We start from the raw sequence: 17,561 nt of genomic DNA, 5'->3' as shown, positions 1-17,561 counted from the left end.
GTTTTCATGGAAATACTGTCCGATGCTGAGATGCTTCGCTACAACCGACAGATCATTCTCAAACAGTTTGATTTCGAGGGGCAAGAAGCGCTCAAGCAAAGTTCGATTTTAGTGCTTGGTGCAGGTGGTCTTGGCTGCGCGTCTGCTCAGTACCTCGCCACTGCAGGCGTGGGTAAGCTGACGCTCATTGACGATGATAAAGTTGAGCTATCAAACCTTCAAAGGCAGGTACTGCATACCGATGCGGATATCGGAAAGAAAAAGGTAGACTCTGCCGCTGAATCGCTTGCGATATTGAACCCTCACCTTGATATCGAGACCGTAGATCAAAGGCTAAGTGACGAGCAATTAAACGATTTAGTGGCATCACATACCTTAGTCCTTGATGCTAGCGATAACGTCGAGACTCGTAACCAGCTCAACCGTTTGTGTTATGCGAATAAAACGCCGTTAGTCTCTGGTGCTGCGATTCGTATGGAAGGGCAAATTAGCGTATTCACTTACCAAGATGACACTGCACCTTGTTATGAATGCTTAAGTGCCCTATTTGGCAATGCCGCATTAACATGTGTAGAGGCAGGGGTGATGGCTCCGGTCGTCGGTATTATTGGCGCAACTCAAGCTTTGGAAGCAATTAAAGTCATCGCTAACTTCGGTCAGCCAAAATCAGGCAAGCTGCTAATTTTAGACGCGATGTCTCTCAGCTGGCGTGAAATGAAGCTAATGAAGATGCCGACATGTAAAGTCTGCCAGCCTTAATAGATAGGTTTCATCCAAACGAAAAACCAGCCCATGAGGCTGGTTTTTATTTTCTGGGTAACTCTCTACCTGTGCGAAATGGTTTATTTCAATTTTTCGAATACCGCTACCGACCATGCCGGTACCGATAGTTTACTATCCGACACTTGAGCCGTTTGATCGCCATTTCTCGCGATTGAATCATTGCCAGCCGCTGACTGAATTGAATGCAATGCGTAACCCGTTGCATCAAGCCCTTCAAACGCTGTTAGCTGGTTTGGCGAAGCGTTGAGTACAACGATGATCCCTTCTCTCTGCGCATCAATATCGGCATCATAGTTGCTGCCACTGTTATCAATGCTCATAACCACCAGCCCTAGTGTTTGCGATGAACCAGTATTATGGAATTGAACACGTTTTTGGATTTCAGTTCCGGTGTTCAGACTCATCAAGCCCGTAGAAGATCTTAGCGATACTAACTCCTTAAAGAACTTATCCATCGTTTCAATATTTTCAGCGCTTGGGTTGGCTTCTTGTCCAGATTGATCAATAACACCTTCTATGGTTTCCCAGTTTGATCCATCTTTATCAGCTCGTGGTAAACCTACATCCCAGTTGTTATCTTGTTTGGTGAAATCCACCATGTTGTACCAATCACCGGAGTCGTAAGAATCGCGCTGCATCGATTTAGAGCGCAAGAACTCACTTCCCATATGAATGAACGGCACCCCTTGGCCAAGCAATGCTGTTGATAAAGAGACAGCCTGCATTCTTACTCTGTCTTGAGCTGCAACGTCATAAGGGATTTTATATTGATTATTGTCCCATAACGTTTGGTTATCGTGCTTTGAAACATAGTTTTGAATTTCGCTAGCATCTACCGCATACCCAGCAGGCTGACCGTTGTAATCTAATTCCGAACCTTTGATAACCTTATCCGTACTATCGGTAAACTCGAAGTCCTTCAAATTACCTGCCATACCGAGCCTCACCAGATCAGCGATATGCATAGCCGCTTTTCTATCGTCTTCGTTAGGCGTCCCCGCTAAATCATTAGGTTGCACTGCGAGTCCATTACCGAAGCCTTGATTTTTACGAAGTGCACTTTCACTATCAAATGGGCCACCACCACGGACCGCGTCTCGCAATCTATCGGAGAACGAGCCGATTCCGGTTCCACCAAGGTTAGGTTGCGTAGCTTGAACGAACATACGGTCATTCTCAACTTCACCAAAATTCCAACCTTCGCCATAAAAGTAGACATTAGGATCTGCCGCTTGCGCAGCGCTTAAGGTTTGTTGGATCTGCGCAAGTGGATGATGCCCCATCAAATCCCAACGGAACGCATCGATTTTGTACTCTTTTACCCATGTGACAATCGAGTCATCAATTAGCTTAGCGAACATCTCATTCTCAGGTGCGGTATTTGAGCAACATGTCGATTGCTCGACCGAACCAGAGAATTCGTTCAAACGTTGGTAATACCAAGGTACGATGCGATCTAAAACAGACTTGCTCGACACGCCAGATTCGTTGGTATGGTTATAGACAACATCCATGACAACATTCATTCCGATGTCTTGCTTAACGGACATTACCATCTCACGGAACTCTTTGATCCGAGTTAGCCCTTCAGCATCAGAAGCATACGAGCCTTCAGGCACTGTGTAATGAAACGGATCGTAACCCCAGTTGAACGAATCAACATTTCGAACGTGGCCGTTTAAGCGCTGTACGACCGCATTGTCTTTCGAATCCTGCTCCACCAATGCAGTAAATACCTCAGAAATAGTTTCACTACCCGAGCAGTAGCTTCCGAAATCACTATCGTTAACAACGGTTGAGTCCAGCGAGCATAACTTACTAAAAGGTTCGTTGATGTTCGCCACTTGAGTTGGATCTTCATTTATTGTCGCGATATCAAATACAGGCAATAAATGTAAATGCGTCACTCCAGATTGTTGCAATGCTTTTAAATGCTTCACTGGAGCAGAATCTGGTTCACTAAACGCCGCGTATTTGCCTCGGCTAGCTTCTGACGTAGACGAATCGAACGCAGAAAAGTCTCTGACATGAGCTTCATACAACACAAACTCAGCCGGGTTATCTTGAGGCTGCGGAGCCACCAGCGCTTCCCAGCCTTGTGGAGTGACTTCAGAATTAGTCAGATCTACGACTTGGCTGTATTCGGAGTTCATCGCCAAGCTTAATGAATAAGGGTCTGTCACTTCATAGGTTTCAACTTTATCAGTCGCTGGGTGGTACACTTTTACTTCGTAACGATAATAGTCCCCATGAGTTAGCGCGGTATCCTCCACCAGCCAGCTACCTGATACCGAGTCAAAAGCCATCGCTATTTCAGTTTGCTTTTCCTTAGCGTTGTTGTAAGGAACCAATTTGACTGACTGTGCAGTCGGTGCCCACAACCTAAATGTCGTGGTGCCATCATCATTAATAAGAGCACCAAACTCCAACCCTTTCGCAGCGTCAGCGTAGAGTGCATCTAACGCACTGGCAGGCTGTACTTCAGTTACCTGAACAACACCAGTCGAGTCTTTGGCAACTAACAACAATTGCCCTTTAAGTAAATCTTTTAGCGCTGCTCCTCCTTGTGTGAAGTCAAATGCGAAACCGGTAAAGTCGCTAGCAAGATGAGGTTTTGCTGATTGCCAACTATCGCTGCTTTTCGTTGTTGAGGTAACAGTCTTAGTCGCATTTAGTACTTCTTTACTCTTGGCATCAAACACCAGATCTCCGGTTTCAGAGAAGTACAACGTTAGCTCAGTGGCGTCTTTGTTATTGATTAGCAACGTAGTGCCATCAACGAAGATACCGCTTGCTCCTGCTAATTCAACTTGGCTTTCAGGCAAGTTAGACAAAGCATCGTAGTACACCTTATCTGTGCCTTTAAATATAAATCCAAGGTTGCCAATGGCTGTCGTCTTATCAAATTCAAATTTCAGATTAGCCGTTTGGTATTCACCGTTATTTGGAATCAAGTTGATGCAACCAGATGCTTGCGAATACGGTACATCCCAATAAGTACCGTAAGTATCACTCACACCAGTCAGCTCTAAGCCTGGCCAATTTGTGTCAGCCCCTTCCAAGCTACTACATTCGCCTTCATTCCAAACATGTAAATTAAACGTGCTTTCATCGCCGTCTGGCGTATTCATATACACTCGGATATGTGATTCGGGCACATCTGAAGAAGTAATAAGCTCAGGGTATACGGCCGCAACCGACTCTTGAGTGAACACCTCACCGTTATCATTGGTTTGGTTTAAATCGGCCTTAGCGTTGTAGTCACCCAATGGTTTGTCGCCATTGACGCGTGGAATAAAGTTCACGCACTCGCTGCTTTCAGTCGAGTCCACGTCGAGCTCCCAATAAGCACCAAATTCACCATCCACTCCGTCTGGTACTAATCCTTTATTCCAATCACTCGCATCAGGGTTACCTCCGCTATACGCGCCGCAAGTTTCGTCGTTCCATACATATAAGCTCGCGCCATCGTACTCGTTAGATTGAGCTGAGCTTGCCAAGGCACTGGCAGAAGACTTGTAGTAAACCCTCACCATCGAACTGGTTTCGCTTTCGACAGAGTCCGAAGTTGATGAATTACAACCAATGATTAAAGAAGTAGCCATGATAGGGAGAATAGCTTTTGCCAATCTCGTTCGTTTGAAATGCTTATGTTCCACGTTAGATATCCATATGTTAGTTATTAAAGCAATGGATATGCTACTGGGATGAATTATTAGCAAAATGTGCTCGACATCATCAAAGATTTTTTGTTCGAATTAATAAGCACATACGCACATAAAAATCACATTTAGTAGGATGAGAGCGCGTGATTTTATGCACATTTCAAGGCGTAGATTTTGGGGCGTATACGATAAATCCACACATGTGTCGCTCGATTCTTGGTTTTGTGCATTTTAGCGGGCTACACAGAACCTGAGATTACTCGCAAATTTTTCTTGGCTTATTTTTGTTTGAAAAATAATGAGCGACTGACGTGGTTAGGAAGTATTCAAGGCTTATTCCATTCTGACAATCAAAATAAAACAGTCATCCAAGACTTACAAAAACCAAATATATATCAACAACTTAAAAGTGGCACATTAGTTGAATATCCATACTACCACCCGAAATACAGGATGTAGTTATGAAATATTTAGCGCTCAGTTTGCTACTTGTTGCTTCTTCTAAAATACTCGCTGCACCTTTCGATACGTGTCCGAGTAAAGCCTACCTATTCCAGTCTAAACCGGTTGAGGTTTGGGGAGTGAACTTAGTTACGGGTTCAACCTCGCTTTTAGAAGATGACACCGGAATGGATGCCAATATAAACGGCGTTGGTTTCGACTTCGAAGACCGATACATTTACGGCTACGATACCACCAACAAACGAATTGTCCGTTTAGGGCAAGACTTTCAGGCAGAGGTCGTCAACACGTCAGGCCTACCAACCGATCACACCTTTTATGTAGGGGACGTATACAACCACGTTTATTACCTCTACCGAAAAAATAAAGGCTTCTATACCATTGACTTATCTCCTCTAGATAGCGACCCGTCGGCGGTGCTAACGGTGAACCAAGTCAGTACAACCGCAACAGTAAGCCTAACCGATTTCGCCTTTCACCCAAGTGATGGCTCTTTATATGGGATTGATAATAACTCGGGTAACTTATATAGATTCGACCCATCTACCGGTGCCGAAACTTTAGTTGGTGATACCGGAGAAACCGGGACATTTGGCGCAGGCTATTTTGATGTCAACGGCTACTACTACGTGTCGCGTAACCAAGACGGTAAGATTTACCGAATCAACCTATCTCCTTCCAACTCTTACCAAATTTCCGCCGGGATTGTACCTGCGGTCGAATTTGTATCGAATGGCCCGGCTTCTGGCCAAAATGACGGTGCCCGCTGCGCTAACGCGCCAGTGGTAGATGAGGATTCAAACATCGACTTTGGTGATGCGCCTGATACTTACAAAACCACATTAGCAAGTAACGGTCCTCGTCACGAGCTAGATGGTGTCACGTGGTTGGGAACAGACGCGCCTGATGGCGAGCAAGACGGCTTTACGAGCCCACTCAGTGACGACAACGTCGGAACCGATGATGAATGGGTAGACGGCGGTATCGGCTTCGTAACCGCCCTTGAATCTGGCTTGGACGCACGTGTTGTTGTAGATGCTTCAACAAGCGGCTACCTGTCAGCCTGGATCGACTGGGATCAAGATGGCACATTTGATGGTGACAACGAGCAAGTGTTTACAGACCAAGCGTTAGTCGCTGGCGAGAACACATTATTCCTTAACGTCGATATCAACGCACTTGCTGGTACGACATGGGCTCGCTTCCGATTCAGTCAACAAACCGGGCTTGCTTACTATGGCGGTTCCACTTCTGGTGAGGTAGTCGACTTCCAAGTGGATGTGTTGAATAACGGCGCAACGGCTCGTTACTTCCCTAGCGCTTCTGGTTACGCAACACTCGCATACGAAGATAACTGGCCGTACAAAGCCGATTACGATATGAACGACGTGGTCATTTTGTATCGTATCACTGAGATCCTAAAAGAAGGCAAAGTGGTTAAGTCGACCATCGACGGTAGACTAGCAGCGCTCGGCGCCGACTATAAAAATGCCTTTGCTATCCGACTTGAAGACCTCTCACCAAGCCTTGTTGATACCACTGAATCTTACATGAAACTGAATGGCGAATTTGGCTCATCGGGCATGGAAGACGGTCGAACTGAGGCAATCTTCGTTGTTAGCCGAGACCTTAGCCAAAACGTCACCACGAGCTGTCGCTTCTATCGAACCCAAACCGATTGTAAAGAAGACGAACAGTTCACTTTCCAAATCGGTATCACGTTAACCGGAAGCGGTGTGGCAGATGCAAGCTGGAGCGATATGCCCTATGACCCGTTCATTTTTGCAACTCCAGGCACTTATCATGGAGAAAACCTACCTTTACACCCAGGTAGAAGCTGGGAAGTACACTTGGCGGATAAAGCCCCAACTGAAGCGTTCGATACCGTAAACCTTTTCAACACAGGGCTAGGAGTCGATGACAGTGATCCTGCACAAGGTAAGTACTTCAAAACTGCTCAGAATCACCCTTGGGCGCTATTGATCACTTCAGCATCTGAATGGGAATGGCCTCTTGAACGTGTAAACCTTGTAACCGCCTACCCAGATTTCGCTGAATATGCCCAATCCGCTGGCGAGCAGTCTTCAACTTGGTTTAATTCACCCGCTGATAACCAGTGCTATGAGCCGTAAGGAGAAACATTATGAATACTTTAATTAAGATAATCACAGGCTCAATCACACTCTCCATGCTAATGGCATGCGGTGGCGGAGATGATGGCGGAGGTGGCAGTTCATCAAGCAGCCCTGCCACTCAATCGGCTCCTACTACAATGGATGATTTAGTGGTCCCAGATGGATTCGACTATAACCCTGTAGGTCAGTATCAAATGTCGATTGATATTAGCGATGTCACCACGCAAAGAGCGTTTGTATCTGTCTACAGCCGGTTTAAAACGCGAAAAAATCAGACATTAAAACCGGATTACTCAAGCAAAGTTGTTGCCAGCTCTCTAGTTGATGGCGTGTTAGACCTCAACTTCTCTGCGCCCAATGTCAAAAAGGAGTTCTTAGTCGAAATCTGGTTCTACGACGGGCAAGATCCTTTGCAGCGAACGTTCGACACCTCGGAATCTAGCCTAACCTGGTAAATAAAATGCTAGCCAGATAAATAGGTATCCATTGAACAATAAAAAACAAAAAGCGAGCTTGTGAGAGCTCGCTTCCTTTATTGGTGAAAGTATTTCAATTTTTTAGTAGATGGCGTATCTTTTAGTAAGTGAAAACAAAAACTTCCACGGAATGAAGCAATTAAAAATAGGACTATTGTTACTCGGGATTGGAGTAATAATTTTAGTACTTCTAAACCGCTACCCTCTCACTTACCCAACAGGTAAGCAGGTTACTGCGCTCGTTATGAGTAATACGCTTACTCAATCTCTAGATGGCCATCGACGTTACTTAACACTTGAAATGGGTGCAAATGAGATTTTTCGTCTTAGCGTTGCTCCTGTCCAAGACTGCCCAGTTGGCTCGACGGTAGAGCTAGAAGAAAACGAGTCACTTTTGTCCTCACAAAAAAACTATCGCTTTATCCGCTGTACCTCTAAACCACAATAAGGGAATACCCAAACATGACGTCACCGCTCATCACAGCTGCCCAACTAAAAGGCTTAATCGATCAACCAGATACCGTTATTCTGGATGCAAGTATCAATTTTAAAATCCCAAACGAAGAAGCGAAGATTCACGGTCAAATGATTCCCGGCGCTATAAAGTTTGATTACGACAAAGACTTTTGCGATCAAGATTCTTCACTGCCACATATGATGCCTAGTGAAGCGCATTTTAATGAACGAGCAAAAGCTTTAGGCATCAACAACGACAGCACCATAGTGGTTTACGATAATTCCGGTACCTTTGCCTCACCACGAGCATGGTGGATGCTAAAAGCGATGGGACATACCAAGGTATTCTTATTAGATGGCGGCCTACCGGCTTGGATTGAGCAAGACTATCCAGTTGAAAAGACTTACCGTAAAGAGATTTCCGTCGGAAATTTCGAAGGCACACTAGACCCAAAATACTTTATTGATGCTCGCCGCGTAAACCAAAATTCGGCAGAACAAAGCGCCTATATTTTTGACGCGCGCTCTCAGCAACGATTCGATTCTTTAGTTCCGGAACCTCGTGAAGGTTTACGCAGTGGCCATATCCCTAATTCCACTTGTTTACCATTCTCACAGGTAATGGATGCAGGTCGCTTAAAAGACAGTGAAAGTTTGAAGAATCTGTTTAATGAACTACAGTTAACTAGCTCTAAGCCTATGATTTTTAGCTGTGGTTCGGGTGTAACAGCATGTATTATTCTACTTGCTGCACAAATCGCACAGCTACCTAACAGCATGAGTGTGTATGACGGTTCATGGACTGAATGGGGAGCAGACGCGCGCCTACCGATTTCAGTAACCGAGTAACGACTTGCAGTGATAATTGGGTTCATATTCGATGAACCCAACCCCAACTATTAGGGAAACTATGGCCGTATTTAAGAAAAATATCTGGATGCTCTATGTATTAGTCTTTCCAATCACCTTGATACTTTTTTCTTTGTACGGCTATCTAAAATGGGAATCCAACCGAAAAGATTTCGCCTTTCAGCAACAACTGCAAGTCGAGCTGTTTTCAACCTCAGTGAATTCTCTGTTTACTAGCCAAGAAGCCTTACTTGAAGTTGTAGGCCATCAGCTAGTCCAACAAGCGGATTTCACTCGAACCGCCTCGATTCAAATTCGACCTATTCTAAATAAATTATTAGATGTTCACCCTGCTATAGCCGCTTTCGGTATTGCCAACCCTGATGGGCACTTTATCTCTGTCACCTCTAATGTAAATTTGAGCGAAACACCGAGTTTGATGAGTGAAGAGCACACTCGCTTGTCCTTTCTGGAAACGCTAGACAGCCAGCGAATGATCATTGGCCGAACGTACTACCAGAACTCACTCGAAAGCTACGTGATCCCTATCCGTAAGGCGATTCGCATTCCCGGAGAAGGCGTTAAAGCAGTTATGACCGCGGGGCTCAAAATCGACGATGTTATTGCTTTCCAAAAAGATACACATACTGGGAGCTATAACGACCTGCTGATCGTTCGTACTGACCACTATCGACAATTCAGGTCGAGCGACACCGAAATGGACTCCATCTATGAAACCCCTATCGATGCTCAATTGTATAAAGCCGTATTAGCCAACCTAGGAGCACAACACGCCAGCACCATTGAAGAAGTCCAAGTAAGCAACCAAAGTTATACCGTTACGCTCGCTGAACCAGACCAACATTCATTAGTGACAGTAAAATACCTAAGAAATTACGATCTCTGGGTGGTCGGTAGAACTGATCTAAATTACGTCGACCGCCAATTCTTCTCTATGTTTGGTATGTACGTATTGGTGTTCTTGCTTTTACATACTGCATTTTTCGTTTTGGTCAATTCCATTGCCAAAGGTGAAGCAAAGGCTCGTAAAAAGCTGGAGTATCAAGCCAATCACGATTCCCTCACCTCGCTGCCGAATCGACATTACATGCGCATGCATATCCATCAGTGGCTCGAAAACAAAACCAAGCCATTCTCTTTGCTCTTTATAGATATCGATAACTTCAAAAGTGTGAATGATACTCACGGTCATGACTTTGGCGATAAAATCCTAAAGCTCGTCTCGGCACGCTTAACCAACTTTAAACCAGAAAACGGCTTGGTAGTGCGCGAAGCAAGTGATGAGTTTATTTTCCTAACGCCAACGACCGATACTGAGCAATTAAAAGAGCTCGCATTAAATGTCATCAACTCGCTTTCTGAACCTTACGAAGTAAACGGCGCACAATTCTTACTCAGCAGCAGCGTCGGAATTTCAAGCTTCCCTAAACACGGTAACGACTTGGATAGCTTGTTGAGAGCTGCAGATATTGCTATGTATCGCGCAAAACAAGAACAGAACTCCTACAGCTTATTCACGACCGAAATGCAGGAATCTCACCTTTTCAAAATGAAGGTAGAACAAAAACTGCGCCTAGCAATAGAGAACAAAACGCTGTTTATGGTGTTTCAACCACAAGTCAAAGCGGATGGCTGTATCCATGGTGTCGAAGCCTTAGTTCGCTGGGTTGATAAGGATCTTGGTTTTATTCCACCTGACGTTTTTATTCCGATAGCTGAAAGCTCAGGCTTAATGGCTAAGCTCGGCAGCTTCATTATTGAATCAAGCATCATGCAAATCGCTCGCTTGCAGCATTCAGAGCAGAAGACATTCAGCTTATCGATCAACATTTCTGTACGCCAATTCATGCAAAGAGACTTTGCGTTGCACTTACTCGATACGCTAAAAAAATATAATTTCGATAAGAACTTACTGACCTTAGAAATCACAGAAAACCTGTTCATCGAAGATCTTGGCCACGTGAAGCCTATCTGTGAAGCGCTGCATGATGAGGGCATCAAAATATCGCTTGATGACTTTGGTACTGGATATTCTTCTTTGAGTATGTTGAAAGCGCTACCAATTGACGAATTGAAAATCGACAAAAGCTTTATCGACAACATTCACTGTGACCAACAGTCATTAACCATGGTTCAAAACATCATCGCAATTGGTAAAAATTTTGGAATGGTGGTGTTAGCAGAAGGCGTTGAATCCAGTGAACACTTCAGTGTTCTCAAGCAGTGCCAATGTGATTTGCTGCAAGGCTACTACTTTTCCAAACCGATTTCAGCTGAAGAACTGAGCCATTATTTATCTGACACCAGTGCTGAGTAATACCTGTCAATATTCGCTCTCTCACCGAATCACATAAACCAAATCGATCAGCTCTCCCCGCATACTCTTAAATGATTATTGCCCATCAGTAAGCGGGGCTACCCTACGATCCGCTAAAGCTCCCCCAACAGTTTTCCCTCGCTCTCTTCCTCAAATTATTACGTAAATGTGTAAATAGTCACATTATCGCCAGTATTGTTGCCACTTAAGAGGTAACCATCGATAAAATACAGAATAGTGTGCTATAACGTATTTATCGATGTGACGAGTTAGGAAGTAGAGAGCACAAGGATGAAAAGGAAAAGTTATAACGTCTGGCATTTTTATCAAGTGATACTGGGACTGAGTATTGCGGTAATGGCGTGGGTATCTTACAACTTATGGCACAACAATCTGCAACGGATCCACCTTGCGCAAGAAAACCAAGTGTCGTCCTTTTCCAACTCTGTAAACTCATTACTCAAAACCCAAGAATCGTTTTTAGAAGTGCTGGGACAACAGATCCACAGCCAGCTTTCCCGTGGAGAAAAAGAAAGTGCGATTCAACTTTTAGATAAAGTGATCGCGAATCAAAATGAGATTAAAGGGATAAAAGTTCTCAGCACTCGTGGTCACTTGCTGACGACAAGCTCCAACCTTTCCGAAGAAAGTAAAACCAGTTATTTAGAACGCCCAGAAACGAGAGATTCATTCTTAAGGGCTCTTAGCTCACCCAATATGATATTAGGTCGTACCATCTATGGTAATCACTTGAAATCTAACCTGATCCCTGCTCGATTCGCCGTCCGTGATGCCAATAATCAACCTTTAATTGTTATGGCGGCCGCGTTAACGATTGATGAGTCTAAGATATTCAACTCTTCTCCACACTTAGGGCCGCACAACGAAGTCGGTATCATTCGTAACGATGGTTTTATCCAGTTTTACTCAAGTGAGAACACACGTAAGCGCGATTACAGCGTCGCTATCGGATCAGAAAATCACGTATCAATGGCCAAGCAATTCTTCGAAAAGTTTCACATTACGATGAAAACGGCTCGCGAAACGGGCAGAATATTCACGTTACGTATCAATTTGTCTGACGAGTCTTCCCAAACCTCCCTCACCTACGATCAAGACTTCAATATGTGGATCGTATCTAAGGTCGAGTCCAAATATCTAATTAAACAGTTCTTGCCCTCTTTCATATTGGCACTATGCATTTTCATTACCGTGCATGCCGTGTTGTTCATCTTATTTAAAAAGATCACTACCAGCGAAAGAGAAAAGCGCGAACAATTGATCCATCGCGCCAACCATAATTTGCTCACAGAACTGCCTAACCGTATTTATTTTCAATCTAAGGCTCATAGATGGACAAACAACATTAAAAAGCCTTTTACCTTAATTTATATCGACTTAGACAATTTTAAAGGCGTCAATGATGCTTATGGTCATGCGACAGGTGACAACATGCTTCGGTGTGTTGCCGAGCGAATTAAAAAGCATGTACCTGAAAAAGGGCTGCTCGTACACGAGTCTGGTGATGAATTCCTGCTACTTACACATGTCGTTGATCAGGAAGATATTGAAAACCTAGTTGGTGACTTAATGAATCACTTACACCAGCCTTTCTCAGTCGATGAACACAACCTAGTGATCAGTGCGAGTGTAGGTGTTGCTCAGTTCCCGTTTGATGGAAAGACTATTGAAGAGCTGCGCTGTAACGCGGATTTTGCCATGTTCAAAAGTAAAACCACCAAGAATACGGTGACATTCTTTACTGCAGAACTGCAACACAAGCACCTGCAAAAACTTAAAGTGGAGCACAAGCTTCGAAATGCGATCCTTTGCAACGACATCTATATGTACTACCAACCTCAACTCAATAATGATGGCTCATTGCATGGTGTCGAAGCACTCGTACGTTGGCATGACAAAGATCTAGGCCAAGTATCTCCACAGGAATTTATTGAAATTGCGGAATCTACGGGTCAAATGCCAAAGTTAGGCCAACGGATCATCAAACAATCTCTGACCGACATCGCCCAAATCCAACAAGCAACCGGGCGAGAGTTTGATTTATCGATCAACATTTCTGTTCAGCAATTAACCTTAGATAACTTCATCCCTGAGCTAATGCAGCAGATAAAAGAGATCCAGTTTCCGAAACACTTGCTCACGCTAGAGCTAACGGAAACCATGATGGTCAACGACATCCAAATTATTAAAGCAAGGCTTACCGAATTACGCTCATTAGGTATCAAGACATCGTTAGATGATTTTGGAACAGGATATTCATCGCTGAATATTTTGAAAGAACTGCCTCTAAATGAACTCAAAATCGACCAGAGCTTTGTTTTCAACATCAACTCAGACCCAACCTTGTTAGAAATGGTCAAACACATCATAGAGATTGGCAAGATGTTGAACATGCAGGTGGTAGCGGAAGGCGTTGAGTCACCGCAGCACGCGGCGTTATTAAGAAATATGAATTGCGATGTGTTACAAGGCTACCTATTTTCCAAACCACTGAACCCTAAGCAGCTCACTGATTACATAATGAGAGCAGAAGAACTGGCAACCGCCTAACCCTTCTTATAGTTACTGCTTTTCCAGCCTAAACACTAAGCACAGACAGTTACACCTTAAATTAACTGTTTGTGCTTAGTCCATGCATGAACGAATTACCTTAAGTGGTAGCTAAGCTTCGGGTTGCTGATTATCCGCTAACACACTGTTTTGCATTTGTTCATCAAGGTTAAGTACCGTCAAGGCGTTACTTACACTGGTTGCAATCACATCCACTACCCCAGTTCTCAACGCTCCAAGTAGAGCTAACGGCTTACTGTTTTCAGCAGCTATCGCGATCACCTCCGAGATAGAACGAAATTCCTCTAGTCCAAGACCTATAACACGGTCACTCATTACTGTATTAGCGGCTTGGCCATGCACATCAAAAAAGTCGTAACCTGCGAAATCGCCAACCACACCTTGATGCAAACGGGACTGAACCACTTCATCAGCGGTAAACCACCCTAAATCCACCATATAGCTGTTTTCACTCATATCACCGATACCCACTAACGCGACGTCGGCTTTACGTGCTAAATCGAGCGTTTGCTTTACGGTGGCATTTTGCATGAAAGCCATCTTTTGGTCTTTGTTTTCCGCATAAGCTGGGGCATAGAGAGTTTCCGAGCTACCGCCGTACTTTTTCGCTAACTGACGACAGATATGGTCAGCGTTAAACATGCCGCCTCTAGGGTGAATACCACCGATACCGCACACGAACTTACAATCACGAGGGGTAATCACACCCACATGGTGCGCGACCGCAGACACATTTCGCCCCTGCCCAACCGTCACAACCATGCCGTTTTTAAGCGAACTCGTTAGGTACTTAGATACTAACCCAGCTACCTGCAAACGTTGCTGTTCTTCTCTAGGCTGATCAAGAGCGACTAAAGCACGCTTCACACCAAAACGTTCTATTAACCTTTGTTCTATCTTGGCACTGAATACGGGGTGATACTTCACCGTAATATCAACGATGCCTTCATCACGAGCTTGCTTGAGCATTCGCCCTACCTTTGCACGTGAGATTGAGAATTTTTTGGAGATTTCTTCCTGCGTCGCACCATCTTGATAATACGCCACCGCAATCTCAGTCAACACATCGGTATTTTCTTCTGAAACATCTTGGATATTACTTGTCATATTCTATTCAACCAGCCATTAACAATTAATTTACCTAAGGGAACAAACTCAGTTCGCCTTAATTTCATGTTCACATTGAGTATACCAACCGAACATTTGCTCACACAAGTTACATTTTCTCAGCATAAAAACGAATGCTAATTACAGCCAATATTAAACATCGGAATATCGCTAAACGTTTGCTTGAAAGCCTTATGGCTATTGATGATAAATATATTTGATTAATGTCACCTAAACGGGCCATTAGCAATTGACTTTATCCAGAGATCAGATAAATATGACCACATCATTTACTCATTGAGCGATCAAATGTTCGAGACAAATGTTCGCTCAATTGAAAATTTAAACTTGTGAGCAAATGCACCGTAAAATTCGCGGTCATGAATTCACTCGTTAGCTTGCAAATGCCCACACTTTATTCCTAATAAAGTGATGCCCAAGACATAGGATGATCATAATGAGCAACAAATTAGAGCAACTTCGTAAACTGACTACTGTTGTAGCTGACACTGGCGACATCGAAGCTATCGCAAAGTACACTCCTGAAGATGCAACAACTAACCCTTCTCTAATTCTTAAGGCTGCTCAAATTGCTGAGTACGCTCCTCTAATTGATGCTTCTATCGAATACGCTAAAGCGCAAAGCGACGACAAAGCACAACAAGTTCAAGACACTTGTGACATGCTTAACGTGAACATCGGTAAAGAAATCCTTAAAGTAGTTCCTGGCCGTATCTCAACTGAAGTTGATGCTCGTCTTTCTTACGATATGGAAGGCAGCGTTGCTAAAGCTCGTCAACTTATCAAAATGTACAACGACGCTGGCATCACTAACGACCGCATCCTTATCAAACTGGCTTCTACTTGGGAAGGTATCCGCGCTGCTGAAATCCTAGAGAAAGAAGGCATCAACTGTAACCTAACGCTTCTATTCTCTTTCGCTCAAGCTCGTGCTTGTGCTGAAGCTGGCGTATTCCTAATCTCTCCTTTCGTAGGTCGTATCATGGACTGGTACAAAGCGAAAGAAGGTCGTGATTTTGAAGCTTCAGAAGATCCAGGCGTAGTATCAGTTTCTAACATCTACAACTACTACAAAGAGCACGGCTACAAAACTGTTGTTATGGGTGCAAGCTTCCGTAACATCGGCGAGATCCTTGAACTTGCTGGCTGTGACCGTCTAACTATCGCTCCACAACTTCTAGCTGAACTAGAAGCTGCAGAAGGCGACGTTGTAGAGAAGCTTATCGACTCTAACGGTACTAAAGAGCGTCCAGCTGCAATGACTCACGCTGAGTTCCTATGGGATCACAACCAAGACGCAATGGCTGTAGAGAAACTAGCTGAAGGTATCCGTAACTTCGCAGTTGACCAAGGTAAACTAGAAGACATGATTGCAGCTAAACTGTAATCAGCTCTAACCAATTACAAATAGGGGAACGTTCAGTTCCCCTACTTTTATCCAATTTGTTTTTCTTAATTTTTATTCGGAAGTTTCTATGAATCGCAAACATCTAGCTAACGCTATTCGTGCTCTAAGCATGGACGGCGTACAACAAGCAAACTCTGGCCACCCAGGCGCACCTATGGGTATGGCTGACATCGCTGAAGTTCTTTGGCGTTCTCACCTAAACCACAACCCATCAAACCCAGAGTGGGCTGACCGCGACCGTTTCGTACTTTCAAACGGCCACGGCTCTATGCTGATTTACTCTCTGCTTCACCTAGCAGGTTACGAGCTTTCAATTGAAGATCTTAAGAACTTCCGTCAGCTTCACTCTAAGACTCCAGGTCACCCAGAGTACGGCTACGCACCAGGTATCGAAACAACTACTGGTCCTCTAGGCCAAGGCATCACTAACGCAGTTGGTATGGCGATGGCAGAGAAAACTCTGGCTGCGCAATTCAACAAAGAAGGCCACGACATCGTTGACCACTTCACTTATGCATTCATGGGTGATGGCTGTCTGATGGAAGGTATTTCTCACGAAGCATGTTCTCTAGCGGGTACGCTAGGTCTTGGTAAGCTAGTTGCTTTCTGGGATGACAACGGCATTTCTATCGATGGTGAAGTTGAAGGTTGGTTCTCTGACGACACGCCAAAACGTTTTGAAGCGTACGGCTGGCACGTAATCCCAGCAGTAGACGGCCACGATCCAGAAGCAATCAACGCAGCTATCGAAGCAGCTAAAGCTGAAACTGGTCGTCCGACTCTAATCTGTACTAAGACTATCATTGGTTTCGGTTCTCCGAACAAATCAGGTTCGCACGACTGTCACGGTGCACCACTAGGCGCTGAAGAAATTGCAGCAACACGTAAAGAATTAGGTTGGGAGCACGGTCCTTTTGAAATTCCGTCGGAAGTTTACTCAGAGTGGGATGCGAAAGAAGCAGGCGCAGCTAAGGAAGCAGCGTGGAACGAGAAACTTGCAGCTTATGAAGCAGCATACCCTGAGCTGGCAGCTGAATTCAAACGCCGCGTAAGTGGTGGCCTACCAGCTGAGTGGGAAGAAAAAGCAAACGCAATCATTGCTGATCTTCAAGCTAACCCAGCAAACATCGCTTCACGTAAAGCGTCTCAAAACGCTCTAGAAGCATTCGGTGCTATGCTACCTGAATTCCTAGGCGGTTCTGCTGACCTAGCACCTTCTAACCTGACTATGTGGTCTGGTTCTAAGTCTGTTTCAGCTGAAGACCCATC

The 17,561-nt window shown here is 44.5% G+C and carries 11 protein-coding genes; 9 read left to right on the top strand and 2 right to left on the bottom strand.

The genetic code is table 11. The features are described from left to right. Positions 1-6: 6 nt before the first annotated feature. Complete coding sequence (gene moeB, locus ELZ11_RS22705; RefSeq protein WP_137359666.1) at positions 7-759, top strand: molybdopterin-synthase adenylyltransferase MoeB; 753 nt, start codon at positions 7-9, stop codon at positions 757-759. Between the two features lie 83 nt (positions 760-842). Here moeB and pulA read toward each other — a convergent pair whose 3' ends face one another. Then, positions 843-4,442: a pullulanase-type alpha-1,6-glucosidase gene (gene pulA / locus ELZ11_RS22700; protein ID WP_374939846.1), complete on the bottom strand. Its 3,600-nt coding sequence runs from the start codon at positions 4,440-4,442 to the stop codon at positions 843-845. 467 nt (positions 4,443-4,909) lie between these two features. Here pulA and ELZ11_RS22695 point away from each other — a divergent pair, with 467 nt between their 5' ends. The 6 genes from ELZ11_RS22695 to ELZ11_RS22670 all read left to right on the top strand — a co-directional run bounded on the left by ELZ11_RS22695 (position 4,910) and on the right by ELZ11_RS22670 (position 13,735). Then, positions 4,910-7,042, top strand: a complete 2,133-nt coding sequence (locus ELZ11_RS22695; RefSeq protein WP_137359665.1) for an LruC domain-containing protein — start codon at positions 4,910-4,912, stop codon at positions 7,040-7,042. A gap of 11 nt (positions 7,043-7,053) precedes the next feature. After that, positions 7,054-7,500 carry a carbohydrate-binding protein gene (locus tag ELZ11_RS22690; RefSeq protein ID WP_137359664.1) on the top strand — a complete coding sequence of 149 codons (447 nt, stop codon included), beginning with the start codon at positions 7,054-7,056 and terminating at the stop codon, positions 7,498-7,500. A gap of 151 nt (positions 7,501-7,651) precedes the next feature. Continuing rightward, on the top strand, positions 7,652-7,969 hold the full coding sequence (locus ELZ11_RS22685; RefSeq protein WP_137359663.1) for a hypothetical protein: 318 nt from the start codon (positions 7,652-7,654) through the stop codon (positions 7,967-7,969). Positions 7,970-7,983: 14 nt separating this feature from the next. After that, the gene (locus ELZ11_RS22680; protein WP_137359662.1) at positions 7,984-8,826 is read left to right on the top strand and encodes a sulfurtransferase; all 843 of its coding nucleotides are present in this window, start codon (positions 7,984-7,986) and stop codon (positions 8,824-8,826) included. A gap of 61 nt (positions 8,827-8,887) precedes the next feature. Further along, complete coding sequence (locus ELZ11_RS22675) at positions 8,888-11,164, top strand: bifunctional diguanylate cyclase/phosphodiesterase (protein ID WP_137359661.1); 2,277 nt, start codon at positions 8,888-8,890, stop codon at positions 11,162-11,164. Positions 11,165-11,455: 291 nt separating this feature from the next. Continuing rightward, positions 11,456-13,735 carry a putative bifunctional diguanylate cyclase/phosphodiesterase gene (locus tag ELZ11_RS22670; RefSeq protein WP_137359660.1) on the top strand — a complete coding sequence of 760 codons (2,280 nt, stop codon included), beginning with the start codon at positions 11,456-11,458 and terminating at the stop codon, positions 13,733-13,735. Positions 13,736-13,846: 111 nt separating this feature from the next. On the opposite strand, the gene ELZ11_RS22665 is transcribed toward ELZ11_RS22670, so the two are convergent. Beyond that, positions 13,847-14,863, bottom strand: a complete 1,017-nt coding sequence (locus ELZ11_RS22665; protein WP_137359659.1) for a sugar-binding transcriptional regulator — start codon at positions 14,861-14,863, stop codon at positions 13,847-13,849. Between the two features lie 457 nt (positions 14,864-15,320). On the opposite strand from ELZ11_RS22665, the gene tal reads away from it, so the two are divergent. After that, positions 15,321-16,271, top strand: a complete 951-nt coding sequence (gene tal / locus ELZ11_RS22660) for a transaldolase (protein WP_137359658.1) — start codon at positions 15,321-15,323, stop codon at positions 16,269-16,271. 88 nt (positions 16,272-16,359) lie between these two features. Further along, positions 16,360-17,561, top strand: a 1,202-nt coding sequence (locus ELZ11_RS22655; protein WP_244291713.1) for a transketolase family protein, incomplete at its 3' end; no start/stop codon positions are given.

The sequence above is a fragment of the Vibrio profundi genome (assembly GCF_005281835.1).
Lineage (GTDB): Bacteria > Pseudomonadota > Gammaproteobacteria > Enterobacterales > Vibrionaceae > Vibrio > Vibrio profundi.
This window is presented reverse-complemented; position numbering and strand designations above follow the sequence as displayed.

Coding starts and splice junctions, on each gene's coding strand:
- moeB (WP_137359666.1), top strand. CDS start 7: ATGGAAATACTGTCCGATGCTGAGATGCTTCGCTACAACCGACAGATC.
- ELZ11_RS22665 (WP_137359659.1), bottom strand. CDS start 14,863: ATGACAAGTAATATCCAAGATGTTTCAGAAGAAAATACCGATGTGTTG.
- ELZ11_RS22670 (WP_137359660.1), top strand. CDS start 11,456: ATGAAAAGGAAAAGTTATAACGTCTGGCATTTTTATCAAGTGATACTG.
- ELZ11_RS22685 (WP_137359663.1), top strand. CDS start 7,652: ATGAAGCAATTAAAAATAGGACTATTGTTACTCGGGATTGGAGTAATA.
- ELZ11_RS22675 (WP_137359661.1), top strand. CDS start 8,888: ATGGCCGTATTTAAGAAAAATATCTGGATGCTCTATGTATTAGTCTTT.
- tal (WP_137359658.1), top strand. CDS start 15,321: ATGAGCAACAAATTAGAGCAACTTCGTAAACTGACTACTGTTGTAGCT.
- ELZ11_RS22695 (WP_137359665.1), top strand. CDS start 4,910: ATGAAATATTTAGCGCTCAGTTTGCTACTTGTTGCTTCTTCTAAAATA.
- ELZ11_RS22680 (WP_137359662.1), top strand. CDS start 7,984: ATGACGTCACCGCTCATCACAGCTGCCCAACTAAAAGGCTTAATCGAT.
- ELZ11_RS22690 (WP_137359664.1), top strand. CDS start 7,054: ATGAATACTTTAATTAAGATAATCACAGGCTCAATCACACTCTCCATG.